The 23,880-nt window shown below is 72.3% G+C and carries 22 protein-coding genes; 12 read left to right on the forward strand and 10 right to left on the reverse strand.

Going from position 1 to position 23,880, the window contains the following annotated elements; genetic code table 11:
• Window positions 1-108: 108 nt before the first annotated feature.
• Both AB0C62_RS27280 and AB0C62_RS27285 read right to left on the reverse strand, forming a co-directional pair.
• Window positions 109-1,107: a DEDDh family exonuclease gene (locus AB0C62_RS27280; RefSeq protein ID WP_362977451.1), complete on the reverse strand. Its 999-nt coding sequence runs from the start codon at window positions 1,105-1,107 to the stop codon at window positions 109-111.
• A 291-nt stretch (window positions 1,108-1,398) separates the two neighbouring features.
• Entirely contained in the window at window positions 1,399-2,016 is a 618-nt protein-coding gene (locus tag AB0C62_RS27285) for a TetR family transcriptional regulator (protein ID WP_362977453.1), read from the reverse strand.
• A gap of 139 nt (window positions 2,017-2,155) precedes the next feature.
• Here AB0C62_RS27285 and AB0C62_RS27290 point away from each other — a divergent pair, with 139 nt between their 5' ends.
• The 8 genes from AB0C62_RS27290 (at window position 2,156) to AB0C62_RS27325 (ending at window position 9,965) form a co-directional block, all read left to right on the forward strand.
• Window positions 2,156-2,953, forward strand: coding sequence for an acetoacetate decarboxylase family protein (locus tag AB0C62_RS27290; protein ID WP_362977455.1), 798 nt, complete (start codon window positions 2,156-2,158; stop codon window positions 2,951-2,953).
• Complete coding sequence (locus tag AB0C62_RS27295) at window positions 2,953-3,837, forward strand: SDR family NAD(P)-dependent oxidoreductase (RefSeq protein WP_362977457.1); 885 nt, start codon at window positions 2,953-2,955, stop codon at window positions 3,835-3,837. Before AB0C62_RS27290 ends, AB0C62_RS27295 begins: the two co-directional genes overlap by 1 nt.
• 9 nt (window positions 3,838-3,846) lie before the next feature.
• Window positions 3,847-5,130, forward strand: a complete 1,284-nt coding sequence (locus AB0C62_RS27300) for an amidohydrolase family protein (RefSeq protein ID WP_362977459.1) — start codon at window positions 3,847-3,849, stop codon at window positions 5,128-5,130.
• Window positions 5,127-6,359, forward strand: a complete 1,233-nt coding sequence (locus AB0C62_RS27305; protein WP_362977461.1) for an amidohydrolase family protein — start codon at window positions 5,127-5,129, stop codon at window positions 6,357-6,359. The genes AB0C62_RS27300 and AB0C62_RS27305 overlap by 4 nt, the downstream gene beginning before the upstream one ends.
• Before the next feature lie 100 nt (window positions 6,360-6,459).
• Complete coding sequence (locus AB0C62_RS27310) at window positions 6,460-7,170, forward strand: VIT family protein (protein WP_362977463.1); 711 nt, start codon at window positions 6,460-6,462, stop codon at window positions 7,168-7,170.
• 143 nt (window positions 7,171-7,313) lie between these two features.
• On the forward strand, window positions 7,314-8,216 hold the full coding sequence (locus tag AB0C62_RS27315; protein WP_362977465.1) for a sterol desaturase family protein: 903 nt from the start codon (window positions 7,314-7,316) through the stop codon (window positions 8,214-8,216).
• Window positions 8,213-8,884 (forward strand): lysoplasmalogenase, encoded by a 672-nt coding sequence (locus AB0C62_RS27320; RefSeq protein WP_362977467.1) that lies wholly within the window; start codon window positions 8,213-8,215, stop codon window positions 8,882-8,884. Before AB0C62_RS27315 ends, AB0C62_RS27320 begins: the two co-directional genes overlap by 4 nt.
• A gap of 37 nt (window positions 8,885-8,921) precedes the next feature.
• Window positions 8,922-9,965 (forward strand): zinc-dependent alcohol dehydrogenase family protein, encoded by a 1,044-nt coding sequence (locus tag AB0C62_RS27325; protein WP_362977469.1) that lies wholly within the window; start codon window positions 8,922-8,924, stop codon window positions 9,963-9,965.
• A 25-nt stretch (window positions 9,966-9,990) separates the two neighbouring features.
• Here AB0C62_RS27325 and AB0C62_RS27330 read toward each other — a convergent pair whose 3' ends face one another.
• The 3 genes from AB0C62_RS27330 to AB0C62_RS27340 all read right to left on the reverse strand — a co-directional run bounded on the left by AB0C62_RS27330 (window position 9,991) and on the right by AB0C62_RS27340 (window position 14,237).
• Window positions 9,991-11,043, reverse strand: coding sequence for a CopD family protein (locus AB0C62_RS27330; RefSeq protein WP_362977471.1), 1,053 nt, complete (start codon window positions 11,041-11,043; stop codon window positions 9,991-9,993).
• An 87-nt stretch (window positions 11,044-11,130) separates the two neighbouring features.
• The gene (locus tag AB0C62_RS27335) at window positions 11,131-12,543 is read right to left on the reverse strand and encodes a CoA transferase (protein ID WP_362977473.1); all 1,413 of its coding nucleotides are present in this window, start codon (window positions 12,541-12,543) and stop codon (window positions 11,131-11,133) included.
• A 167-nt stretch (window positions 12,544-12,710) separates the two neighbouring features.
• The gene (locus AB0C62_RS27340) at window positions 12,711-14,237 is read right to left on the reverse strand and encodes a S8 family serine peptidase (protein ID WP_362977475.1); all 1,527 of its coding nucleotides are present in this window, start codon (window positions 14,235-14,237) and stop codon (window positions 12,711-12,713) included.
• 391 nt (window positions 14,238-14,628) lie between these two features.
• On the opposite strand from AB0C62_RS27340, the gene AB0C62_RS27345 reads away from it, so the two are divergent.
• From AB0C62_RS27345 to moaA, 3 genes are all read left to right on the forward strand, one after another.
• The gene (locus tag AB0C62_RS27345; RefSeq protein ID WP_362977477.1) at window positions 14,629-15,006 is read left to right on the forward strand and encodes a DUF485 domain-containing protein; all 378 of its coding nucleotides are present in this window, start codon (window positions 14,629-14,631) and stop codon (window positions 15,004-15,006) included.
• On the forward strand, window positions 15,003-16,640 hold the full coding sequence (locus AB0C62_RS27350; RefSeq protein ID WP_362977479.1) for a cation acetate symporter: 1,638 nt from the start codon (window positions 15,003-15,005) through the stop codon (window positions 16,638-16,640). Before AB0C62_RS27345 ends, AB0C62_RS27350 begins: the two co-directional genes overlap by 4 nt.
• 172 nt (window positions 16,641-16,812) lie before the next feature.
• On the forward strand, window positions 16,813-17,802 hold the full coding sequence (gene moaA / locus AB0C62_RS27355; RefSeq protein ID WP_362977481.1) for a GTP 3',8-cyclase MoaA: 990 nt from the start codon (window positions 16,813-16,815) through the stop codon (window positions 17,800-17,802).
• 41 nt (window positions 17,803-17,843) lie between these two features.
• Here moaA and AB0C62_RS27360 read toward each other — a convergent pair whose 3' ends face one another.
• Both AB0C62_RS27360 and AB0C62_RS27365 read right to left on the reverse strand, forming a co-directional pair.
• Entirely contained in the window at window positions 17,844-18,080 is a 237-nt protein-coding gene (locus AB0C62_RS27360; RefSeq protein WP_362977483.1) for a hypothetical protein, read from the reverse strand.
• 361 nt (window positions 18,081-18,441) lie between these two features.
• Window positions 18,442-18,828, reverse strand: a complete 387-nt coding sequence (locus tag AB0C62_RS27365) for a DUF3099 domain-containing protein (protein WP_362977538.1) — start codon at window positions 18,826-18,828, stop codon at window positions 18,442-18,444.
• Between the two features lie 242 nt (window positions 18,829-19,070).
• Between AB0C62_RS27365 and AB0C62_RS27370 the strand changes: the two genes are divergently transcribed.
• Entirely contained in the window at window positions 19,071-19,352 is a 282-nt protein-coding gene (locus AB0C62_RS27370; RefSeq protein WP_362977486.1) for a GlsB/YeaQ/YmgE family stress response membrane protein, read from the forward strand.
• Between the two features lie 106 nt (window positions 19,353-19,458).
• Here AB0C62_RS27370 and tyrS read toward each other — a convergent pair whose 3' ends face one another.
• From tyrS to AB0C62_RS27385, 3 genes are read right to left on the reverse strand one after another with little or no spacing between them, the layout of a single operon-like run.
• Window positions 19,459-20,727, reverse strand: a complete 1,269-nt coding sequence (tyrS, locus tag AB0C62_RS27375) for a tyrosine--tRNA ligase (protein WP_362977488.1) — start codon at window positions 20,725-20,727, stop codon at window positions 19,459-19,461.
• Window positions 20,728-20,771: 44 nt separating this feature from the next.
• Window positions 20,772-22,175, reverse strand: coding sequence for a metallopeptidase TldD-related protein (locus AB0C62_RS27380; protein WP_362977490.1), 1,404 nt, complete (start codon window positions 22,173-22,175; stop codon window positions 20,772-20,774).
• Window positions 22,172-23,695, reverse strand: coding sequence for a TldD/PmbA family protein (locus AB0C62_RS27385; protein WP_362977492.1), 1,524 nt, complete (start codon window positions 23,693-23,695; stop codon window positions 22,172-22,174). Before AB0C62_RS27385 ends, AB0C62_RS27380 begins: the two co-directional genes overlap by 4 nt.
• Between the last annotated feature and the right edge of the window lie 185 nt (window positions 23,696-23,880).

Consider the following 23,880-nt stretch of genomic DNA (forward strand, 5'->3'; position numbering starts at 1 on the left):
GGTGGAGTGCCGTGGCGGCGCGGGCGAGCGGGGGCCGGGCGAGTCGCGCGTCAATCACCCGTACGCCCGTCACCCTCCCGCGCGCGTAATCGGTCACCCGTGCGTCCGTCACCCGCGCGACGCGGGCTCGACGTCGCGCAGCAGTTGTCCGAACGCGGCCTCGTCGATGACCGGCGTCCCGAACTGCCGGGCCTTGACGACCTTCGACGTGGCGGCGTCCGGGTCGTTCGTCACGAGCAGGCTGGTGAGCCGTGACAGGCTCGTCGCGACGTGCAGTCCGGCCTCGACGGCGCGGTCCTCCAGCAGTTCGCGGTCGACGGAGGTGTCCCCGGAGAACGCCACGCGCATGCCCTGCTTGAGCGGTTTGCCCGACTCGTACCGTCCTGGGTTGGGGTAGGGGCATGCGGGGCGCTTGCGAGAAGGGCGCCAACTCCCCGAGGGATAACCGCCCGACGCGTAGCCTCCGGCCTGGCGTCCGATCCGGGGTGCCGAGGGGCTGCCGGACCACTCCTTGAGCGGCAGGCATTCGAGAAGGGGCAGGCGCACCCCGTCGCGGGCCGCGGCCCGCAGGCTCGGCCGGAACGCCTCGGCCAGCACGCGAGCGTCGTCCAGCGCGTGGTGCGCGCGCTGCTGGACGACCCCGAAGTGCGCGGCCAGCGACTCCAGCTTGTGGTTGGGCAGCGGCAGGCCCAGCTCCTTGGAGAGGGCGATGGTGCACAGCCGCTGACGCACCGGCGCCTCGCGCTCCGCGCGCGCGTACTCGCGGGCGATCATCGACCAGTCGAAGACCGCGTTGTGCGCGACGAGGACGCGGCCGTCGAGCCGTGCGGCGAACTCCTCGGCGATCTGAGGGAAGAGGGGCGCCCCTTCGAGCATGTCGCTGGTGAGCCCGTGGATCCACACCGGGCCCGGATCGCGCTCGGGATTGACCATCGTGTACCAGTGGTCCTCGACCTCACCGCGCGCGTCCAGCCGGTAGACGGCGGCGGAGATTATCCGGTCGTCGCGGGCCAGTCCTGTGGTCTCCACGTCAACGACCGCGTATCCCTGCGGATACGCGGCCGGCCAGGAGGCTGGGGACGCTGCGGTCGTGAGGTCTTCGAGCATGGTCACTGAGGATACGGGCCGTGACTGACAGCTCCGCTGCCGCCTTCCCGGAAAGCGGGGCTCCCCGGGGCCTCGGACGTGGCGCCGCGCGCAGGGCCTCCCGCACGGGTGCCGCACGGCCCGGAGTTGACGCCGTCGGCCTCGCGCGCCGGCCCCCGGAACGGGCGCTGGAGCGGCCACGCGGCCCGGCGTCGCCACGAGGCCCCGGCCGTCGGCGGCTCGCTCCCACAGCCGTCGACCGGGCCGTGCGACGGCCGTACACGGACCCGGCCGCCCTCTCCGCGGTCCGGGTCAGCCGGCCAGCAGCGCGTCCACCAGCGCCCGTACGGACAGGACGAACAACCTCTCCGGGTCGACCGGGCGGCTCAGCGCACGCGCCAGGGCCGGGTCGCCCTGCGCGGTCCGCGCGTCCCACAGCTCCTCCTCGGCGGGCCGCTGCACGGGCGCGCGCTCCCGGTTGCGCTCGACGAGGACGAAGCCGACGACCTGGAAGAGCACCGCGCGGACGACCTCGGCGGCCCGCGCCCCGCGCAGCCCCGCCGCGTGCACCTCGCGCACCAGGGCCTGCCGCGCGGGCAGGAACATCCGCTCGGTGAGGCCGCGTTCGTGGACCATCGCGACGAGGTGGGGGTGCTCGCGCAGCTGCCGACGCAGGGTCCGGGCGACCGAGACGACGCGGGTGGCCGGTGTGCGCCCGGCGGGACGGATCTCGCCGAGGTCGGCCACGGTGCGTTCGACGAGGGCGTCGAGGAGCGACTCGCGGTTGCCGACGTGCCAGTAGATCGAGGTGACGGCGGTGCCCAGCTCGGCGGCGAGCCCCCGCATCGTCAGGGCGTCCGGCCCGTGCCGCTTCACCAGACCTGCGGCGGTCTCCAGGACGTCCTCGCGGGTGAGTGCGGGTCTTCCCATGGCGCTCCCCAACTCCGTGCCTGCACGTGTATTCACCCTTCGAGCAGTCTGCTGTAACTGTGTTACAGGCGCCAGTGACGGACCATCAGAAAGCTGCTGCTTCCCCAAGCTGCTGCTTCCCCGCGAAGGGCGGTACGACATGGCACGAGTGAGGTACGGGGCACGCACCGAGGCGGAGATCGCCGCCGCGCGCACCGCGAACTCCCGGCTCCCCGACATCTGGTCCACCGGAGTGGTGGCCGTCTGGGAGAGCGACCCGGACGCGGTCGCGGCGGTCCTGCCGCCCCCGCTGAAGCCCACCGCGCGGCCCCTGGTCCGCGTGAACATCAGCAAGGTGGATCTGCCCGGATATCCCCTGGGAGCCGGCTCGTTCGCCGTCGCCGCCGCGCACGACGGCGTCGAGGGCTTGTACCCGCTGGTCATGCCGATGACCCACGAACGGGCCCTCACCGGCGGGCGTGAGGTCTTCGGGGAGCCCAAGAAGCTGGGGGAGGTGACGGTCGAGCGCGACGGGCTCGTGGTGCGTGCCGTCCTCGCCCGGCACGGCATCGCCTTCGTCGAGGTGCGCGGAGCGGTCAGCGGCGACCTGCCGCTGCCGGAACCCGCGCGGAAGACCGACTTCTACTTCAAGTTCCTACCCGCGGTGGACGGTTCGGGATTCGACCTCGACCCGGTCCTCGTGCACTGCGTGCGCAACGAGAAGGTCCGCCGGCTGGAGCGCGTCACCGGCGACGTCGTCCTGCGCGAGTCGATGTACGACCCGGTCGCCGACCTCCCCGTCCGCCGGCTCGTGGAGATCACCATCGGCGAGAAGACCACCGACCAGCAGGGCAGGGTCGTCGAACGCGTCAGCGGACAGGCCCTGTTGCCGTACGTCCACCAGCGCTACGACGACCCGCGGCAGATCCTCGACGGGCCGCCCGAAGGGAGCCTGTGATGGAACTGCGCGCGGGACAGGTCGCCGTCGTCACCGGAGCGGCGAGCGGCATCGGGCTGGCGATGGCTCGACGGTTCGCGGCCGAGGGCCTGAAGGTGGTCCTCGCCGACGTCGAGGAGGGCGCCCTCGGCAAGGCCGTCGCGGAACTGCGCGAGGACGGCGCCGACGTGCACGCGCGGGTGGTGGACGTCGGGGAGCGCTCCGAGGTCGTCGCGCTCGCCGAGGACGCCTACACCACGTACGGCGCGGTGCACGTCCTGTGCAACAACGCGGGCGTCGGCTCCGGCGCCGAGGGCCGCATGTGGGAGCACGACCCGAACGACTGGAAGTGGGCCTTCGCCGTCAACGTGTGGGGCGTCTTCCACGGCATCCAGGCGTTCGTCCCCCGGATGATCGCCGCCGGCGAGCCGGGCCACGTCGTCAACACCTCGTCCGGCGACGGCGGGATCGCCCCGCTGCCCACCGCCTCCGTCTACGCCGTCACCAAGGCGGCCGTGGTGACGATGACCGAGTCGCTCTACGCCCATCTGAAGGCGGAGCACGCGCGCGTGGGCGCCTCCGTCCTCTTCCCCGGACCCCACATGCTCCGCACCGGCCTGTGGGAGTCGCACCGCAACCGTCCCGAGCGCTACGCCAAGGCACGGCCCCGGAAGACCCCGTACCGCAGCCTCGACCAGTGGGAGGCCGCGATGAGGGAGTCGGGCCACGACGTCCTGTTCACGCCCGTCGAACAGGTCGCGGACCTCGTCGCCGAGGGAATCCGCCGGGATCGCTTCTGGCTGCTGCCCGAGAGCGAGCACAGCGACCGGCAGATCCGTGCCCGGTCGCAGTCGATGCTCGACCGGGCCGATCCGTCCTACCTGGAAAGCTTCATCCTCGACTGAGGGGGCGCGGTGACCGCACAGGACCCGTATCTGATCATCTCCTCCGACTGCCACGCCGGACTCCCCACCGAGGAGTACCGGCCCTACCTGGACTCCCGGTTCCACCGGGACTTCGACGAGTTCCTCGCGGGCCAGGGCAGGCGCCGCGAGGAGATGACCCGTCTCGGCATCCGCAACGAGACGTTCGCCGACAAGTGGTTCGAGGACAACGAGGAAGGCCTGCGCGGCGGTTGGGACTCCGCACAGCGCCTCAAGGAACTCGACGGCGACGGGGTGGCCGCCGAGGTCGTCTTCCCCGACGCGGACGCCGTCGACAGCCGCACCGCCGCGCCCTTCGGGGTCGGCCTCGGCCTCTCCGGCGACCAGGACCCGGATCTCGGCATGGCGGGCGCGCAGGCCCACAACCGCTGGCTCGCCGAGTTCGTCTCCGAACACCCCGAACGGCACTGCGGGGTGGCGCTCCTGCCGATCACGGGCGAGACCGGCCGGGTCGTCGCCGAGGTCTACCGGGCCAAGGAGTCGGGCCTCGGCGCCCTGATGATCCCGTCCATGTGGGTCGACAAGGAGCCCTACCACGACCGCCGTTACGACCCCGTGTGGGCGGCGGCCGCCGAGTGCGGGATGCCCGTGCTCACCCATTCCGGAGCGGCCCCCCGCCACGAGTACGGCGACCACCTCGGGATCTACGTCTCCGAGGTCACCTGGTGGCCCGCGCGCCCCCTCTGGTTCCTGCTCTGGTCCGGGGTCTTCGAACGCCACCCCGGTCTCCGCTTCGGCGTCGCGGAGTCCGGCTGCTGGTGGCTGCCCAACCTGCTGTGGTTCATGGACCGGCTCTACCTCGGTGCGCACGGCGGCAAGAAGCTCTCGCCCTTCGCCGAACTGAAACGGCCCCCGCACGAGTACCTGGACCGGCAGGTGTTCGTCTGCGCGACCAACACCAAGCGCCGCGAACTCGCCCAGCGCTACGAGATCGGCGTCGACAACATCCTCTGGGGCAGCGACTTCCCGCACCCCGAGGGCACCTGGCCCGACACCCGCGCCTGGCTGGCGAGGACCTTCCACGACATCCCGGTGGCGGAGACCCGCCGCATGCTCGGACTCGCGGCGGCCGAGGCCTTCGGCTTCGACGTCGCCGAACTCGCCCCGCTCGCACGGCGGATCGGGCCCACCCCCGCCGAACTGGGCCAGGCGGAGGACCAGTCGGCGGTCGAGGCGTCCTGGGCGCGCTCGCGCGAGGTCGGCCGCCACTGGCTGACCGACCACGACTTCCCCGACCTGGGGGTGACCCCGTGACCGCCGACGACCGGTACACCGTCATCTCCGCCGACTGCCACGCGGGCGCCGATCTCCTCGACTACAAGCCCTACCTGGAGCGCGCGCACCACGACGACTTCGACGCCTGGGCGGCCGGCTACGTCAACCCCTACGAGGACCTGCTGGCCGACACCGCCGACCGGAACTGGAACTCCGGCCGGCGCCTCGCGGAGCTGGAGGAGGACGGCATCGTCGCGGAAGTGGTCTTCCCGAACACCATCCCGCCCTTCTTCCCCTCGGCGTCCCTGATGGCACCGGCCCCTACGGCGGCCGAGTTCGAACAGCGCTGGGCGGGCCTGCGCGCCCACAACCGCTGGCTCGCCGACTTCTGCGCGGCGGCACCCGGCCGCCGCGCGGGCGTCTTCCAGATCCTCCTGAACGACGTCGGCCGGGCCGTCGAGGAGATCCACCGGGCCGCGGACGCCGGCCTGACGGGCGGCCTGCTGCTGCCCGGCACACCCCCCGGCTCCGGCCTGCCCGAGCTGTACTCGACGGCGTACGACCCGATCTGGGCGGCCTGCGCCGACCGGGGCGTCCCGGTCAACCACCACGGAGGCTCGGCCTCGCCGCCCCTCGGTGACGAACCGGCGGCCCGCGCGGTCTTCATGGTGGAGACGACCTGGTTCTCCCACCGGGCCCTGTGGCACCTGGTGTTCGGCGGAGCGTTCGGCCGCCACCCCGGCCTGCGCCTGGTGCTCACCGAACAGGGCTCGGGCTGGATCCCCGGGGTGCTCGACATGCTGGACTACTACCACCGCCGGCTGGTCGCGGCGGCCGGCCGGGCGGCGACGGCCGAGTCCAGGTTCGGCGCCGGGCTGGGCGAGGCGATGGGCAAGGGCCCCTCCCAGGTGTGGCGCGACCACTGCTTCGTCGGCGCCAGCTTCATGCGCCCCCACGAGGTCCCGCTGCGCGACCGCATCGGGCTCGACAAGATCATGTGGGGCAGCGACTACCCGCACGACGAGGGCACCCACCCCTACAGCCGCGAGGGCCTGCGGATCGCCTACGCGGGACTTCCCCGCGAGGAGGTCGCGGCCATGGTCGGCACCAACGCGGCCCGCGTCTACGGGTTCGATCTCGCCCACCTCGACGAGATCGCGGCGAAGGTCGGCCCCACGGTGGCCGAGATCGCCGAACCGCTCGTCACCCCGCCTGCCGACGCGACGAGCCCGGCGTTCGCGAGGGGAGGCTCGGTCCGCGTGTGGTGAGGGCCGCCGCGACCCACGGGCGGCTCCCCGGCGCCGTACGGACCGGCGGACCACCGGGTCGGTACGGCGCGCCCCGCCCCCGGGGTGCGATCCTCCCCGTGTGACGGAACCGACGCACGACGAGGCCCACGGCGGCACGCTCGGCTCGCGGCTCAACTGGCTCCGGGCCGCCGTCCTGGGCGCCAACGACGGCATCGTGTCCACCGCCGGCCTCGTCGTCGGCGTGGCCGGCGCCACCGACGACCGCGCCGCCCTGCTCACCGCGGGCCTCGCGGGACTGCTCGCCGGGTCGATGTCGATGGCGGCGGGCGAGTACGTGTCCGTCTCCACCCAGCGCGACTCGGAACTGGCCGCGCTGGCCCTGGAGCGACGCGAACTCAGGGACGAGCCCGAGGCCGAACTGGAAGAGCTGACCGAACTCCTCCAACAGCGGGGCCTGTCACGGGAGGTGGCCCGCGAGGCGGCCGAACAGCTCACGGAACGCGACGCCCTGAAGGCCCACGCCTCCGTCGAACTCGGCATCGACCCCGACGACCTCACCAACCCGTGGCACGCCGCCTGGGCGAGCTTCCTCGCGTTCACCGTCGGCGCGCTGCTGCCACTGCTCGCGATCGTCCTGCCCCCGGCGGCCTGGCGGCTCGGTGTCACCGTGGTCTGCGTGCTGGCCGCGCTCGCCCTGACCGGCTGGAGCAGCGCCCGGCTCGGCGCGGCGGACCCGCGCCGTGCGGTGCTGCGCAACATGGCCGGGGGAGCGCTCGCCATGGCCGTGACGTACGTGGCAGGAGCACTGCTCGGAGCGGCGGGCGCGTGAGCGCCCGATCCGGCACCGGACGCCGCACGGTGAACTCCGGTGCACGGGGCCGGAGACCACCGGGAGGCGAACCCGTACCCGCCGGTCATACTTGTCGGTAACAGCCTCTAGCCGCGGCCGACCGGCGCCTCTACGGTGCATCCATGCCGAACCTGCCCGACGTCGTGCTGTGGTCGATACCCGCCTTCGTGCTGCTCGCCGTGATCGAGATGGTGAGCGTCCGGCTCCACCCGGACGACGACGCCGCGGGCTACGAACCGAAGGACGCCGCCACGAGCGTCGGCATGGGCCTCGGCAGCCTCTTCTTCGACTTCCTGTGGAAGTTCCCGATCGTCGCGATCTACGCGGCGGTCTACGAACTGACGCCGCTGCGCGTACCGCTCCTGTGGTGGACGGTCCCGCTGATGCTGCTCGCGCAGGACTTCTTCTACTACTGGGCCCACCGCGGCCACCATGTCGTCCGCGTCCTGTGGGCCTGCCACGTCGTCCACCACTCCAGCCGGAGGTTCAACCTCACCACCGCGCTGCGCCAGCCCTGGACCGGCTGGACGTCGTGGCCCTTCTACCTCCCCGTGATCGCGCTCGGCGTGCACCCCGCCGCCCTGGCGTTCTGCTCGTCGGTGAGCCTCGTGTACCAGTTCTGGATCCACACCGAGCGCATCGACCGGATGCCCCGCTGGTTCGAGTTCCTCCTCAACACGCCCTCCCACCACCGCGTCCACCACGCGTCCCAGGGCGGCTACCTCGACCGCAACTTCGGCGGCATCCTCATCGTCTGGGACCGGCTCTTCGGATCGTGGGTCGCCGAGACCGAGCGGCCCGTCTACGGGCTGACCAAGAACATCACCACCCACAACCCGCTGCGCGTGGCCACCCACGAGTACGCCGCCATCGCCCGGGACGTGATGGCGGCCACGACCTGGCGCGAGCGCGCGGGACGCGTCCTGCGCGGCCCCGGCTGGGAGCCCGCGCAGGCTGCCACCACCGCCTCTGCCGGCACCGCCACCGCCACCGCTCCGGCCCCGGTCACCGAGCCCGCCGCGTGACCCCGCGCTCCGCCCCGCTCCTGCTCGGCTCCTTCGCCCTGGCAACAGCCGTGGACGTCCTGTCCCTCGCCGTCGGGTACGAGCCGGGGCACCTGATCGCCAAGCCGCTCCTGATGCCCCTGCTCGCCGCGTACGCCGCCGTCCGCGGCGGCCCCCGGCTGCTGGTCGCCGCCCTGCTCCTCGGCTGGGCCGGCGACCTGGCCCTCCTCTCCGACGCCGACGCCGCCTTCCTCGCCGGCATGGCCTCCTTCGCGGCCGGACACGTCTGCTACCTCGTGCTCTTCCGGCGGACGGCCCGAGCCCGCGGGCCCTGGCCCGCCGGCGCGTACGCCGTCGTCCTGGCCGTCCTCGTCGTCCTGCTCTGGCCCGGGCTGCCCGCGGGGCTCCGCGTCCCCGTCGCCGGTTACAGCCTGCTGCTGACCACGATGGCCCACGGAGCCACCCGCCTGGGCCCCCTCGCCGGGCTCGGCGGCGCCCTCTTCATGCTCTCCGACACCCTCATCGCCACCGGTGTCGCCGACTGGCGGCAGCCCCCGAACCCGGCCTTCTGGATCATGCTCACGTACGCGGCGGCCCAGTTCCTGCTGGTCCGCGGCGTGCTCGGACCCCTCGGCGCCTCACCCGCGTCCGCGGCGGCGTACGGTGGTACGCGCTCAACCACCCCCTGAGCGCACCCCCGCACACCGCACGAGAGGGACCCTCGCCATGCGCGCCACCACCATCCACGCCCCGTTCGACATGCGGGTGGAGGACGTGCCCGAGCCCATGGTGCAGCTGCCCACCGACGCCGTCGTCCGGGTGCTGCGCTCCTGCATCTGCGGCAGCGACCTGTGGGCGTACCGCGGCGAGGCGGCCCGCCAGGCCGGCCAGCGGATCGGGCACGAGTTCCTCGGCATCGTCGAGGAGACCGGCTCCGAGGTGACCGGCGTCCGGCGCGGCGACCTGGTCGTGGCCCCCTTCATGTGGTCCGACGGCGTCTGCGACTACTGCCGCGAGGGACTCACCACCTCGTGCGAGCACGGCGGCTTCTGGGGCTCCGTCGGCTACGACGGCGGCCAGGGCGAGGCCGTCCGCGTCCCCTTCGCCGACGGCACGCTCGTCCAGCTCCCCAAGGACGCGGCCTCCGACGACCACCTGCTCTCCGCGCTGCTGACGCTCTCCGACGTCCTCGGCACCGGCCACCACGCGGCCCTCGGCGCCGGCGTCCGCAAGGGTTCCACCGTGGCCGTCGTCGGCGACGGTGCCGTCGGTCTGTGCGCCGTGCTGGCCGCCAAGCGCCTCGGTGCCGATCGGATCATCGCCCTCGGCCGCCACGAGGCGCGGACGGACATCGCGCGCCGCTTCGGCGCCACGGACGTCGTCGCCGAACGCGGTGACGCGGCCGTCGAGGCCGTGCGCGAGCTGACCCGCGGCCAGGGCGCGATGTGCGTCGTCGAGGCCGTCGGCACCGAGCAGTCCATGAGCACGGCCGTGAACATCACCCGCGACGGCGGCGCCATCGGCTTCGTCGGCGTGCCGCACGGCAGCGGCACCGGCCTCGACCTCGGCGTCATGTTCGACCGGAACATCGCCCTGCGCGGCGGCGTCGCCCCGGTGCGCTCCTACATCCCCGAGCTGCTGCCCGACGTCCTCGACGGCACCATCGACCCGTCGCCGGTCTTCGACATGACCGTCGGCCTGGAAGGTGTGCCCGAGGGCTACAAGGCGATGGACGAGCGGACCGCGCTCAAGGTCATCGTCACGAACTGAGGTCCGCTGCCGGGCTGTCGGCCGCTCACCAGCGGATGGGCAGCGGCAGCGCCGTCAGCAGGCCGGACGCCGTGACGACCGCGCCCAGCACGACGACCTCCGCGCGCGCGGGGGAGCAGGCGCCGAGCGGGTCCCGCCCACGCCGCAGCCGCAGCCGTGCGCAGAGTGCCAGGACGGCGACGGCGGCCACCAGGAGCACCTTCGCGAGCAGGGTGCGCCCGTACGCCGTCGTCGTCAGCTGGTCCATGATCGTGCCGGCCGGCATCCGGCGCAGCGAGCTCCAGACGCCGGTGGCGGTGATCGCCGCGAACAGGACGGCCGCCACGCGCGCGTAGCGGCCGAGCAGCGCGGCCCCGGCCGCCGAACCCCCGGCAGCGCCCGGCGCGGGGACACCGGCCGCCTCCGCCGCCCGCCACGCGCGCAGCAGCCGCAGGACGTGCAGCAGACCGCCCGCCCACAGGGCCGCACAGGTCAGATGGACGAGCGTCAGACCGGAGCCGGCCGGCGCCGCGTGCTCGGCCGCCGGATGCGCGCGCAGCGCCTCCGCCAGCGCCACCGCGGCCAGCGGCCACACCTGCGTGCCGGGCCGACGCGACCGGGCGCAGAACCAGGCCACCGCGAACGCGTTGACCTCCAGGAGCGCCAGCCTGCCGTCGCGGCTCGCGTAGAGGCCGCCCAGATCCAGGTCGGCGAGGTGACGGGGCAGCAGATTGCCGGTCGCGACCACGGAGGCGAGCCCCAGCGCGGCGACGAACCCGGCGACGGCCGCGTACGCCGCCCAGCTGCGCGGCACGTCCGCCCGCGGCGCACCGGGCACCCGACGGGCCAGCCCGGCCGCGAACAGCTCTCCCACGGGGACGCACAACGCCGCGAACAACACCGCGCGCAGCAGGGCGATGCCCGCGACCCCGGGTGCGGCGGCCTCTCCGGTGCCGGTCAGCGCGGTGCGCGGGCCGAGCAGCGGGATCAGGGCCGCGACGGCCACCAGCGCGAGCAGGGCGAGGGCCCTGCGGGTGGCCTGCCGCCGGGCCGCCGCCCCCGCGTCCGCCGCGTCGGCCGTCGGTCGTGTCAACGTCACCTCACGATGCTCACCAGCCGCCGCGTACCCGGCAACTCACGTTAGCCCGTCCGACGTTGGAGATCCGGGCACCGAGAAAACCCCCCGTCACAGCCAGCCCGGCGTGTCCGCTCCGCGGGGGCCCGGCGGGCGGGACCAGTCGGTGGGGCCGTCGGTGAAGGTGAGCGGCGGGAGGGCGTACCGGAGGTGGCCGATCGGGCTGTCGCGGTCGGCGAGCCAGGTGTCCGGGCTGTCGTAGGGGAGGCCCGTCACCTGGTTCTCCGCACCGGGCTCCGCGGACCCGTCGGTGTCCCGGGCGATGCCGCCCGTCAGCCACGCCGCTGTCCCTGCCAGCGCCAGGCGTACGAGACGGCCCCGGCCGTCCTCGGACCGCTCGGTCAGGGCCCGGAGGACGGCCGCCGCCAGCAGGTACCCGGTGCCGTGGTCGAGGGCCTGTGCGGGCAGCGCACCCGGCTGCGCGGCCGACCCCTCCGTGACGGCGATCCCGGTCGCCACCTGCACCAGGCTGTCGAAGCCCCGCCGACCGCCCCAGGGCCCGTACGCGCCCCACGCCGACAACTGGGCCACGACCAGGCCCGGCCGACGTTCGGCCAGCGCCTCGGGGGTGAGCCCGAACCGGTCGAGCGCGCCCGGCCGGTACCCGGTCACGACGACGTCGGCCGTCGCCAGCAGCTCCTCGAACGCACCCCGGTCGGTGGCCAGGTCCAGGGTCGACGACCGTTTCCCGAAGCCGGTGTCGGCGTGCGCGTCGGCCGACTCGGGCAGGTGCGGCGCGTCCACCCGCAGCACGTCGGCCCCCAGGAGCGCGAGCGTGCGGGTGGCGACCGGGCCCGCGATGACCCGGGTGAGGTCCAGCACCCGTACCCCGGCCGCGGGTGGCAGCGAGCCGCCGCCGTCGAGCGGGGCGAGGGCACGCGCGGGCGCGGAGTCCAGCAGGCCGCGCTCGATCAGCGGCCGGGCCGCCACCGCGCGCCCCTGTGCGTGGCCGGCCCACTCCTCGGGCGTGCGCAGCGCGACCGCGAGGCCACCGGCGGCGTACACCGTCTCCTCGACCTCCCGGGCGGGCCGCTCCGCGAGCACCGCGGCCACGTCCTCCACCGTCGCGTCGTCCGTCAGGCCCAGCGCCGCCAGCAGTCGCGCCCGGTGATGGGGATAGTTCGCGTGCGTGCGCGCCCAGCCGTCCGCCGTCCGCCAGAAGCGCGACAGCGGCGCGAAGGAGACCGGTGCCCGCCCGTCGACGAGCAGATGCCGTTCGCTGACGAACGCCGTGGCGACGGCACCGTCGTCCACCGTCACGGGCGGGACCTCGGCGCGTCCGGTCCGCCGGGCCGCCAGCTCGGCGGCGGCCAGCGCGCACCCGCCCACGCAGGCCCGCGCCATCTCCCGTACGGGCAGCCGGGCCTCCAGCGCGCCCGCCCGCACCACGGTCGAGACCCGGGCGAGCAGCGCGGGGTCCCCGCCCAACTCCCGCCATACGGCGGCCATCGGTGATTGCGTCATACGGGCACTATGCGGCGTGGATCGGATCAACATGCGTATCGGCCCCCGCCGGGTGCCGGGTGCCGGGTGCCGGGTGCCGGGTGCCGGGCGCCGGGCGTCGGACGACGCGACGTGGCCCCGGCCGCCGCCCTGGGCGACGACCGGGGCCACGAAGGCGTCGGCGGAGGCTACTTGACCGCCCGCAGGGCGTTCACGATCCCGAATCCGTAGAAGCCGTTCACGTGCTTGCCGCCCACGCAGGTCGCGTCGACGACACCGTCACCGTTCCCGTCGTACGGTTCGGCCGGGCAACCCGGGTTGTCCGCCTGGGCCTTGAGGAGAATCTGGAGCTGGGCGGGCGTCGCCCAGGGGTACTTGGACTTGAGCAGCGCGGCCACACCGGCGACGTGCGGCGTCGCCATCGAGGTGCCCTGGAGATAGCCGTACGTGTTGTTCGGCAGCGTCGAGAGGATGCGGCCGTTCTGCGACGGCGTGTCCGGGATCTGGTACCGGTCGCCGCCCGGCGCCGCGACGTCGATGACGCCCTCGCCGTAGCTGGAGAAGTACGACTTGGCGCCCTTGACGCCGGTCGAGGCGACCGTGACGACACCCGGCAACTGGGTCGGGATGTCGAAGCACTTGTGCGGGTCGACCGTCCGCGTCGTCGGCGTCGAGTCGTCGGGGCTGGACGCGTCGGTCAACGCGTCCGAGTCGAGGTCGTCGTTGGAGTTGCCCGCCGCGGCGACGTTCAGCGTGCCCTTGTGCTGCGCGTACAGCTGGGCCCGGTTGACCGCGTCGACGATCGCCTTCTGGTCGGGGTCGTCGACGCAGTTGTACAGCCACGGGTCCACGTAGTAGCTGTTGTTGGTGATCTCGACGCCGTGGTCGGCGGCGAACACGAAGGCGCAGACGACGCTCTCCGGGTAGAACAGCTGGGTGGAGTCGGGCTGGGCCACGGTGATGCCGGAGACCTTCACGCCGGGCGCGACACCGGCGACACCGACGCCGTTGCGGGCCGCCGCGATCTCACCGGCGACATGGGTGCCGTGGTAGTGGTCGGCGTCCACCGGGCGCCAGGAGCCGTACGTCGTGTCCGGCTTGCCGCCCACGCAGTTCGCGGACTGGGAGGCGGAGAAGTTCGGCGCGATGTCCGGGTGCGTGTCGTCGACGCCGACGTCGATCACCGCGACGGTCACCTTCTTGCTGCCCGGGTTGACCGCGGCCGCCTTGTCGGCGCCTATCGCGCGCAGATCCCACTGGTCGGCCTCCAGGGGCTCTTCGCCCGGGGCGGCCGTCTTCGCGACCTTGGCGGCCTCGGCGGCCGACAGCACCTGCGCCGCGCCCTCGTCCGTCGTCCCCGCGGGCGTCAGGGCCGAGGTGCGCGTGGCACCGGCCGACTGCACTCCGCGCGCCGCCCGGATCTGCCGCCCGAAGTCCGGGTTGGCGGAGTGGACGACGATCACACCGATCTGCTCGTACGCGATGACGACGCTGCCGCCGGCCGCGGTGATCGCCTTCTTCACCGACGCGACGGTGCGGTGGTCCGCCCGCGTGTTGACCACGTAGGACAGGTTCGGCCCGTCCGCCGCCGTCACGGCGGGCGCGGTGGCGGGAGCGGCGGACGCGACACCCGGCAGAAAGCCCAGCGAAGCGGTGAGCGACAGAACGACCGGCACGGCGAGGGCGAGACGGCGTCTGGAACGCAGATGAGCCACGGGATCTCCACATCATCCGGAAAACGGAGCTGCCCGAACACAGGTGGTGCCCGGGCAGGTACATGACGGAAATGGCGCAGGCCGAAGCTATCCTCCCGGCGCCCGGGCCAGCAATGACTTCCGGCGACGACTTCCGCGGGAAGGCGACTTCCGAAAGAACCCAAGGGAGTTGAACCGGTCCACGCGTGGCGCCGTGACCTTGGGCAGGGAGCCCGTGGACGATCGAGGCCCTCTGCCGGATCACGGAACGGAGCGGCTGTGCCGCATACCGTCACGTGATCCACGTCACTGTGAGGTCAGCCCCATGTCCGTACCCGAACCGTCCCCGTCCGCGAGCACCGGCTCGCCCCCGCCCACCGTCGCAACCGCACCCGCAACGCGAGGAGACACCGTGGCCACCGACGCACCGCCACCCGCGAACGACGCACCGCCGCCCGCGAAGACCCGCGCCCCCCTGCCGTCCACCGAGGAGTTCATCGAGGTCCAGCAGAGCGCCGAGTTCGGTGAACTCCGCCGTTCCCACCGCTCGTTCGCCTTCCCGCTGACCGTCGGCTTCATCCTCTGGTACCTGCTGTACGTCCTCCTCTCGAACTACGCGGGCGACTTCATGGGCACCAAGCTGTTCGGCAACATCAACGTCGCCCTGGTGCTCGGTCTCGCCCAGTTCCTCACCACGTTCCTCATCGCCTGGTGGTACTCGCGGCACGCCGCCGCCCAGCTCGACCCCAAGGCCGAAGCCATCAAGTCCCGGATGGAGGGCGGCGCATGAGCTCCGTACAGACCAGCGTGCACACGACGGTGCTGGCCGCCGGCGAGGCCAGTGAGCACCGGCCGCTGATCATCACCCTGTTCGCGGTGTTCGTCGCCGCGACCCTCGTCATCACCGTCTGGGCCGGCCGCCAGACGAAGGACGCCGCCGACTTCTACGCGGGCGGCCGCCAGTTCACCGGCTTCCAGAACGGCCTCGCGGTCTCCGGCGACTACATGTCCGCCGCGTCCTTCCTCGGCATCGCCGGCGCCATCGCCCTCTTCGGCTACGACGGCTTCCTCTACTCCATCGGCTTCCTGGTCGCCTGGCTGGTCGCCCTGCTCCTGGTCGCCGAGCCGCTGCGCAACTCCGGCCGGTACACGATGGGCGACGTCCTCGCCTACCGCCTGCGCCAGCGCCCGGTCCGCACCGCCGCGGGCACCTCGACCATCGTCGTGTCGATCTTCTACCTGCTGGCCCAGATGGCGGGCGCCGGCGTCCTCGTCTCGCTGCTCCTCGGCATCACCAGCGACAGCGGAAAGATCGGCATCGTCGCGCTCGTCGGCGTCCTGATGATCGTGTACGTCACCATCGGCGGCATGAAGGGCACCACCTGGGTCCAGATGGTCAAGGCCGTCCTCCTGATCATCGGTGCCCTGCTGCTCACCTTCCTGGTGCTGCTGAAGTTCAACTTCAACATCTCCGACCTGCTCGGCAAGGCGGCCGAGAACAGCGGCAAGGGATCCCCGTTCCTGGAGCCCGGCCTCAAGTACGGCGCCACCTCCACCACCAAGCTGGACTTCATCTCGCTCGGCATGGCGCTGGTCCTCGGCACCGCCGGCCTCCCGCACATCCTGATCCGCTTCTACACCGTCCCCACCGCCAAGACCGCCCGGAAGTCCGTCAACTGGGCCATCGGCCTCATCGGCGCCTTCTACCTGATGACCCTCGCCCTCGGCTTCGGCGCGGCCGCGCTGATCAAACCGGACGAGATCATCGCCTCCAACAAGGCGGGCAACACGGCGGCACCCCTGCTCGCCCTGCATCTCGGCGGCGTCGACTCCAGCTGGGGCGCGATCCTGCTCGCCACCATCTCCGCCGTCGCCTTCGCCACCATCCTGGCGGTCGTCGCGGGACTGACCCTGGCCTCGTCCTCGTCGTTCGCGCACGACATCTACGCGAACGTCATCAAGAGGGGCCAGGCCACGGAGAAACAGGAGATGAGGGCCGCCCGCTACGCGACGGTCGGCATCGGCGCCGTGTCGATCCTCCTCGGCGCCCTCGCCCGCGACCTCAACGTCGCCGGCCTGGTCGCGCTCGCCTTCGCGGTCGCCGCCTCGGCCAATCTGCCCACGATCCTCTACAGCCTGTTCTGGAAGAGGTTCACCACCCAGGGCGCGCTCTGGTCGATCTACGGCGGCCTGGCCACCGCGGTCGGTCTGGTGCTGTTCTCCCCGGTGGTCTCGGGCAAGCCCACGTCGATGTTCCCGGACGTCGACTTCCACTGGTTCCCGCTGGAGAACCCGGGCCTCATCTCGATCCCGGTCGGCTTCCTGCTGGGCTGGCTCGGCACCCTGCTGTCGAAGGAGGAGCCCGACGCCGGCAAGTACGCCGAGCTGGAGGTTCGCTCCCTGACGGGCACCGGAGCGCACTGAGGCACCGGCATCGCGCGGGCCCGTCGTAGGCCGCTGGTGGATCACCACTAGTAGGTCCCTACGACGGGCCCGCGCCGCGTCTCGTGGGATCGGGCCGCTGTCCTTGTCGGCCACGTCACGTAGGCTCGCACATGTCCGGAAAACGTGATCAGCATCGAGGGAGGGGGCCCACGTGCTCATCGACACCTTCGGCCGGGTGGCCACTGACCTGCGGGTTTCCCTGACAGACCGGTGCAACCTCCGCTGTACGTACTGCATGCCCGAAGAGGGGCTGCAGTGGCTCGCCAAGCCCGATCTGCTCACGGACGACGAGATCGTCCGGCTGATCGACATCGCGGTCACCCACCTCGGCATCGAGGAGGTCCGCTTCACCGGCGGCGAGCCGCTGCTGCGCGCCGGCCTCGTCGGCATCGTCGAGCGGGTCGCGGCGCTCGCCCCCCGCCCCCAGATGTCGCTGACGACCAACGGCATCGGCCTCAGGCGCACCGCCGCCGCCCTGAAGGCCGCGGGCCTGGACCGGGTGAACGTGTCGCTGGACACCCTCCGGCCCGACGTCTTCAAGACCCTCACCCGCCGGGACCGGCACAAGGACGTCATCGAGGGACTCGAAGCCGCCCACAGCGCCGGCCTGACCCCCGTGAAGATCAATTCGGTCCTGATGCCCGGCCTGAACGCCGACGAGGCCCCGGACCTCCTCGCCTGGGCCGTCGCCCACGACTACGAACTCCGCTTCATCGAGCAGATGCCGCTGGACGCCCAGCACGGCTGGAAGCGCGACGGCATGGTCACCGCGGGCGACATCCTCGCCTCCCTGCGCACCCGCTTCGAGCTCACCGAGGAGGGCGACGGCGAGCGGGGGTCCGCACCCGCCGAGCGCTGGACCGTCGACGGCGGCCCGCACCGGGTCGGGGTCATCGCCTCGGTGACCCGCCCCTTCTGCGCGGCCTGCGACCGTACGCGTCTGACCGCCGACGGCCAGGTGCGCACCTGCCTCTTCGCCACCGAGGAGACCGACCTGCGGGCGGCACTGCGCTCGGACGCCCCCGACGAGGAGATCGCCCGGATCTGGCGGGTCGCCATGTGGGGCAAGAAGGCGGGAGCGGGTCTGGACGACCCGTCGTTCGTGCAGCCCGACCGTCCGATGTCGGCGATCGGCGGCTAGGCCTGCCGTTCGGATCAGGTGGCGTCCGGATGCGCGCCTGCTCAGGCCTCCGGGGACTCCCACTCCTCCAGCCGCACGACGTCCTTCAGGAACCCGCGGATGCCGAGGAACTTTGACAGGTGCTCGCGGTGTTCGTCGCACGCGAGCCAGGTCTTCCTGCGCTCGGGTGTGTGCAGCTTCGGGTTGTTCCACGCGAGCACCCACACGGCATCCGCGCGGCAGGCCTTGGCCGAGCAGACGGGGGAGGCGGGGTCGGAGCCGGGCACGTTCAGAATCACGCTGCCGACCCTAGCCGAGGCCTCACTTCGCGCGTCCCGCGCGGTCGGGCGGCATCCCCGGGAAAAGCCTCCGACGGGGCCTTCGGCACCCCCACAAAGGCGACGCCGAGCAGCCACGGGGGGAGCTGCCCGGCGTCGGTCCGTCGCTCCGACGGGGGATGCGGAGCGCGTACGAAGTATGTCACGGGCGACCCGCCGCCCGGCACCTGAACAACATGATTGATCTGAGGTTTTCTTGAGCTTGGCGCGTGGCCGGATTCCGTTTTCGGAGGTTCCTCCGGGGGCGTTTCCGAGGGTGTGACGGAGCCTCTTCGGAAGGGTTTCGAAGACGGTTCCCGTACCGTCGCCGACCCGCTTCGCGTCAGCTCGAGTCGTGCGGCTCGGGCCGCGGCGGCGTCCCCGGATCGGCGGCGACATCGTCCGGGAACGCCGCCGCGGGACCGTCCTGACGCGGTGGCGCGATCATCGGCCGGGAGGGCGCGGCGACGAACGTCGAGGGGAGCCCCGGAGCGTTCTCGCGGCCCGCGTTGGCGATGACGACGGCCACGTAGGGGAGGAGGATGCCGAGCACCAGCGCGACGATCGCCACGTGCCGCTCGACGTTCCACAGGGTCGCCCCCAGGATCACCGCGACCGTACGGACGGACATGGAGATGATGTAGCGGCGCTGTCGGCCGCGGACGTCCTCGTCCAGTCCCTGCCGCGCTCCGGTGATCCGGAAGACCTGGACGTCGCTCTGCTTCCTGATCACACTCCACCACCCGCCTGTCTCGGACGCCCACCGGGCCGTGCCCGGCACGAACCCGTGGAGAGCGGGCCCGGACTGCCTCCACGGTACGCCGCGGCTGCGCCGCCTTCGAGACCGGGGCAGGTACCCGGCGGGTGGATCGGGTGCGCGGTACCGCGTATGGCTCCGCCCGACATGCGACGTATGACCGCCACCCCGAGACTGGCTGTACTGCTCACGGAGAGCCGTACTAGGAGGCAGACATGGGCTGGTTGTGGGCGATCATCGTCGGTTTCGTGCTGGGCCTGATCGCCAAGGCGATCATTCCGGGCAAGCAGCACAGCCCGCTCTGGCTGACCACCATCTTCGGCATCCTCGGCGCCATCGTCGGCAACGCGATCGCACGGGGCATCGGCATCGCCGAGACCCGGGGCATCGACTGGGGCCGGCACGCGCTGCAGCTCGCCGCCGCGATCGTCATCGTCTTCCTCGGCGACATGCTCTACATGGCGGTACGGGGCAACAAGGTGAACGCGACCCGGTGAACCCCACCCCGTGAACGCCACACCGTGAACAAGACGACGAAGGGGCGGCCCCGGTCAGGGAGCCGCCCCTTCGTCGTCGTACGTCACACCGCGCGCGGGCGGTGCCTCAGGCGCCGGTGACCTCGACCGCGGCCAGGCTCTTCTTGCCCCGGCGCAGCACCAGCCACCGTCCGTGCAGCAGGTCGTCCTCGGCAGGGACCGCGTCCTCGGCGGCGACCTTCACGTTGTTCACGTAGGCCCCGCCCTCCTTGACCGTGCGCCGGGCGGCCGACTTGCTGGCCACCAGACCGACCTCGGCGAAGAGGTCCACGACGAGACCCGGCTCGGCGACCTGGATGTGCGGCACCTCGGAGAGGGCCGCGCTCAGCGTCCGCTCGTCGAGCCCGGTCAGCTCGCCCTGCCCGAAGAGGGCCTTGGACGCGGCGATCACGGCGGCCGTCTGGTCGGCGCCGTGCACCAGCGTCGTCAGCTCCTCGGCCAGCGCGCGCTGCGCGGCGCGCGCCTGCGGCCGCTCCTCGGTCTGACGCTCCAGCTCCTCCAGCTCCTCACGGGACCGGAAGGACAGGATCCGCAGGTACGTCGAGACGTCCCGGTCGTCGACGTTCAGCCAGAACTGGTAGAAGGCGTACGGCGTCGTCATCTCGGGGTCGAGCCAGATGGCGCCGCCCTCGGTCTTGCCGAACTTGGTGCCGTCCGCCTTCGTCATCAGCGGCGTCGCCAGCGCGTGCACGTGAGCCTGCGGCTCCAGGCGGTGGATCAGATCCAGACCGGCGGTCAGGTTGCCCCACTGGTCGCTGCCGCCCTGCTGCAGCGTGCAGCCGTACCGGCGGTACAGCTCCAGGAAGTCCATGCCCTGGAGCAGCTGGTAACTGAACTCCGTGTAGCTGATGCCCTCCTCGGACTCCAGCCGGCGGGCGACCGAGTCCTTGGTGAGCATCTTGTTCACACGGAAGTGCTTGCCGATGTCCCGGAGGAACTCGATGGCCGACAGTCCGGCCGTCCAGTCCAGGTTGTTCACCATGACCGCGGCGTTCTCGCCCTCGAAGGACAGGAACGGCTCGATCTGCGAGCGCAGGCGCGTCACCCAGTTCGCGACCGTCTCCGGGTCGTTCAGCGTGCGCTCCGCCGTGGGGCGGGGGTCACCGATCTGGCCCGTCGCCCCGCCGACCAGCGCGAGGGGCCGCAGGCCCGCCTGCTGGAGCCGGCGCATCGTGAGCACCTGCACCAGGTGGCCGACGTGCAGGCTCGCCGCGGTCGGGTCGAAGCCGCAATAGAACGTGACGGGGCCGTCCGCGAGCGCCTTGCGCAAAGCATCTTCGTCAGTGGACAGGGAGAAAAGCCCCCGCCACTTCAGCTCGTCGACGATGTCCGTCACGGTTCTCGTATCTCCTTGGGTGGTCTCGTGGATCAGGTACGAGGTTATACGCCCTGGCTGACGGAGCTCATATTGAAGTCCGGCACCCGCAGGGCGGGCATCGCAGCCCTAGTGAACCAGTCGCTCCACTCGCGCGGCAGCGTCTTTTCCGTCCGCCCCGCCTCGGTGGCGCGCCCGAGGAGTCCCACCGGCGACTCGTTGAAGCGGAAGTTGTTCACCGCGCCGACGACCTGGCCCTTCTCGACCAGGTAGACGCCGTCCCGGGTGAGCCCGGTCAGCAGCAGCGTCGCCGGGTCGACCTCGCGGATGTACCAGAGGCAGGTGAGCAGCAGACCGCGCTCGGTGGCGGCGACCATGTCCTCCAGCGACCGGTCCTCGCCACCGTCCAGGACGAGGTTCCCGATCGACGGCGTCACCGGCAGCCCGGTCAGGTCCGCGCTGTGCCGGGTGGTGGACAGGTGCCGCAGCTCACCCTCCCGGATCCAGTCGGTGGCCGTCAGCGGCAGCCCGTTGTCGAACACGGAGGCGTCGTCGCCCGAGGAGTGCGCGAGCACGAACGGCGCGGACTCGAGGCCCGGCTCGTTCGGGTCGCTGCGCAGCGTCAGCGGCAGCTCGGTGAGCCGCTCGCCGATGCGGGTGCCGCCGCCCGGCTTGCTGAACACCGTCCGGCCCTCGGCGGCGTCCCGGGCGGCCGCCGACCACATCTGGTAGATCATCAGGTCCGCGACGGCGGTCGGCGGCAGCAGCGTCTCGTAGCGCCCGGCGGGCAGCTCCACGCGCCGCTCCGCCCAGCCGAGCCGTACGGCCAGCTCCGCGTCGAGCGCGGCCGGGTCGACGTCCTTGAAGTCACGCGTCGAGCGCCCCGCCCACGCCGAACGCGTCCGGTCCGGGGACTTGGCGTTCAGCTCCAGCGTCCCGTTCGGCTGGTCGTGCCGCAGCCGCAGCCCGGTCGACGTGCCGACGTAGCTGGTGACGAGTTCGTGGTTGGCGAAGCCGTACAGTTCCCGGCCGCCCGCACGCGCGCGGGCGAACGACTCGCCCAGCGCGGGCGCGAAGTCGGCGAACACCGCGGAGGAGGTCTCGGCCGGCGCGTCCGTGAAGTCGGGGGACTGAGCCACGCCCGTCACCAGCGGCCGGCCGTCCTCGGCGGGACCGGCACCCCGTGCCGCGGCCTCGGCCGCCCGCACCAGGGGTTCCAGTTCGTCGGCGGTCACCGCCGAGCGCGAGACCACGCCGGACGCGGTGCCCTCCCGGCCGTCGACCGTGGCGATCACGGTGAGCGTGCGCCCGCGGGTGACCCCGTTGGTGGTCAGCGCGTTGCCCGCCCAGCGCAGGTTGGCGGAGGACTCCTCGTCGGCGATCACCACACAGCCGTCGGCCCGGGACAGTTCGAGGGCGCGCTCGACGATCTCGTGCGGCTTGTTCTGCTGGCTGGAGCGAGCGCTCATCGACCGGCCTCCTGGGTCGTGTTGAGGATGTTGACACCCTTGAAGAGGGCGGAGGGACAGCCGTGCGAGACCGCGGCGACCTGGCCCGGCTGGGCCTTGCCGCAGTTGAAGGCACCACCCAGGACGTAGGTCTGCGGACCGCCCACCGCGGCCATCGAACCCCAGAAGTCGGTGGTCGTGGCCTGGTACGCGACATCCCTCAACTGGCCCGCGATCCGGCCGTTCTCGATGCGGAAGAAGCGCTGGCCGGTGAACTGGAAGTTGTAGCGCTGCATGTCGATGGACCAGGAGCGGTCACCCACTACGTAGATGCCGCGGTCGACACCCCCGATCAGGTCCTCCGTGGACAGACCGCCCGGGTCCGGCTGGAGCGACACGTTCGCCATGCGCTGCACGGGCACGTGCCCGGGGGAGTCGGCGTAGGCGCAGCCGTTGGAGCGGTCGAAGCCGGTCAGCTTCGCGATGCGCCGGTCCAGCTGGTACCCGACGAGGGTGCCGTCCTTGACGAGGTCCCAGGACTGGCCGGCGACCCCTTCGTCGTCGTACCCGATGGTCGCGAGGCCATGCTCGGCGGTGCGGTCACCGGTCACGTTCATCAGCTCCGAGCCGTACCGCAGCTTGCCGAGCTGGTCGAAGGTGGCGAACGACGTGCCCGCGTACGCCGCCTCGTAGCCGAGCGCGCGGTCCAGCTCGGTGGCGTGCCCGATGGACTCGTGGATCGTCAGCCACAGGTTGGACGGGTCGACGACCAGGTCGTACACCCCCGCCTCGACGCTCGGCGCGCGCATCTTCTCGGCGAGCAGCCCGGGGATGCTCTCCAGCTCGGTGTCCCAGTCCCAGCCGGTGCCCCGCAGGTACTCCCAGCCGCGTCCGACCGGCGGCGCGATCGTCCGCATCGAGTCGAACTCGCCGCTCGACTCGTCCACCGCGACCGCGGTGAGCTGCGGATGCAGCCGTACCCGCTGCTGCGTGGTCACGGTGCCCGCGGTGTCCGCGTAGAACTTGTTCTCGTGCACCGACATCAGCGACGCGTCGACGTGGTTGACGCCGTCGGCCGCCAGCAGCCGCGCGCTCCAGTCGGCGAGCAGCCCCGCCTTCTCCTCGTCCGGCACCGAGAACGGATCGATCTCGTACGAGGAGATCCACGTCCGGTCGGCGTGCACCGGCTCGTCCGCCAGCTCGACCCGCTCGTCGGAACCGGCCGCCTTGATCACCTGGGCCGACAGCTTCGCCATCGCCACGGCCTGCGAGGCGACCTTCGCCGCCGCGTCCATCGTCAGATCGACGCCCGACGCGAACCCCCAGGTCCCGCCGTGCACCACGCGCACCGCGTAGCCCAGGTCCGTGGTGTCGGACGACCCGGCCGGCTTGGCGTCGCGGAGCCGCAGGGACGCGCTGCGCACCCGCTCGAACCGGAAGTCCGCGTGCTCCGCGCCGAGCGCCCGCGCCCGCGCGAGCGCGGCGTCCGCGAGGGCGCGCAGCGGCAGCGCCGTGAACGCTTCGTCGATGGAATGAGGCACCGAGGTCTCCCTGCTGTCGTGGCCTGTCGGGTCCGATCATGTCGCGCGGGCGGGCTCCGCGGCCACGCCTTTCGTGCGACCGGGCGCTTTTTCGGCCGGGCCTCCCCGGCTTTCTGTAGGGACCCGACAGAGGGCACCCGAACCCACTGTCGGTGCCCGATTCTCTGACAGGCCGGACGGACCGA

The organism is Streptomyces sp. NPDC048643, assembly GCF_040650615.1.
In the GTDB taxonomy this organism is placed as follows: domain Bacteria; phylum Actinomycetota; class Actinomycetes; order Streptomycetales; family Streptomycetaceae; genus Streptomyces.

Coding starts and splice junctions, on each gene's coding strand:
- AB0C62_RS27280 (WP_362977451.1), bottom strand. CDS start 1,107: ATGCTCGAAGACCTCACGACCGCAGCGTCCCCAGCCTCCTGGCCGGCC.
- AB0C62_RS27285 (WP_362977453.1), bottom strand. CDS start 2,016: ATGGGAAGACCCGCACTCACCCGCGAGGACGTCCTGGAGACCGCCGCA.
- AB0C62_RS27290 (WP_362977455.1), top strand. CDS start 2,156: ATGGCACGAGTGAGGTACGGGGCACGCACCGAGGCGGAGATCGCCGCC.
- AB0C62_RS27295 (WP_362977457.1), top strand. CDS start 2,953: ATGGAACTGCGCGCGGGACAGGTCGCCGTCGTCACCGGAGCGGCGAGC.
- AB0C62_RS27315 (WP_362977465.1), top strand. CDS start 7,314: ATGCCGAACCTGCCCGACGTCGTGCTGTGGTCGATACCCGCCTTCGTG.
- AB0C62_RS27325 (WP_362977469.1), top strand. CDS start 8,922: ATGCGCGCCACCACCATCCACGCCCCGTTCGACATGCGGGTGGAGGAC.
- AB0C62_RS27335 (WP_362977473.1), bottom strand. CDS start 12,543: ATGACGCAATCACCGATGGCCGCCGTATGGCGGGAGTTGGGCGGGGAC.
- AB0C62_RS27350 (WP_362977479.1), top strand. CDS start 15,003: ATGAGCTCCGTACAGACCAGCGTGCACACGACGGTGCTGGCCGCCGGC.
- AB0C62_RS27370 (WP_362977486.1), top strand. CDS start 19,071: ATGGGCTGGTTGTGGGCGATCATCGTCGGTTTCGTGCTGGGCCTGATC.
- AB0C62_RS27380 (WP_362977490.1), bottom strand. CDS start 22,175: ATGAGCGCTCGCTCCAGCCAGCAGAACAAGCCGCACGAGATCGTCGAG.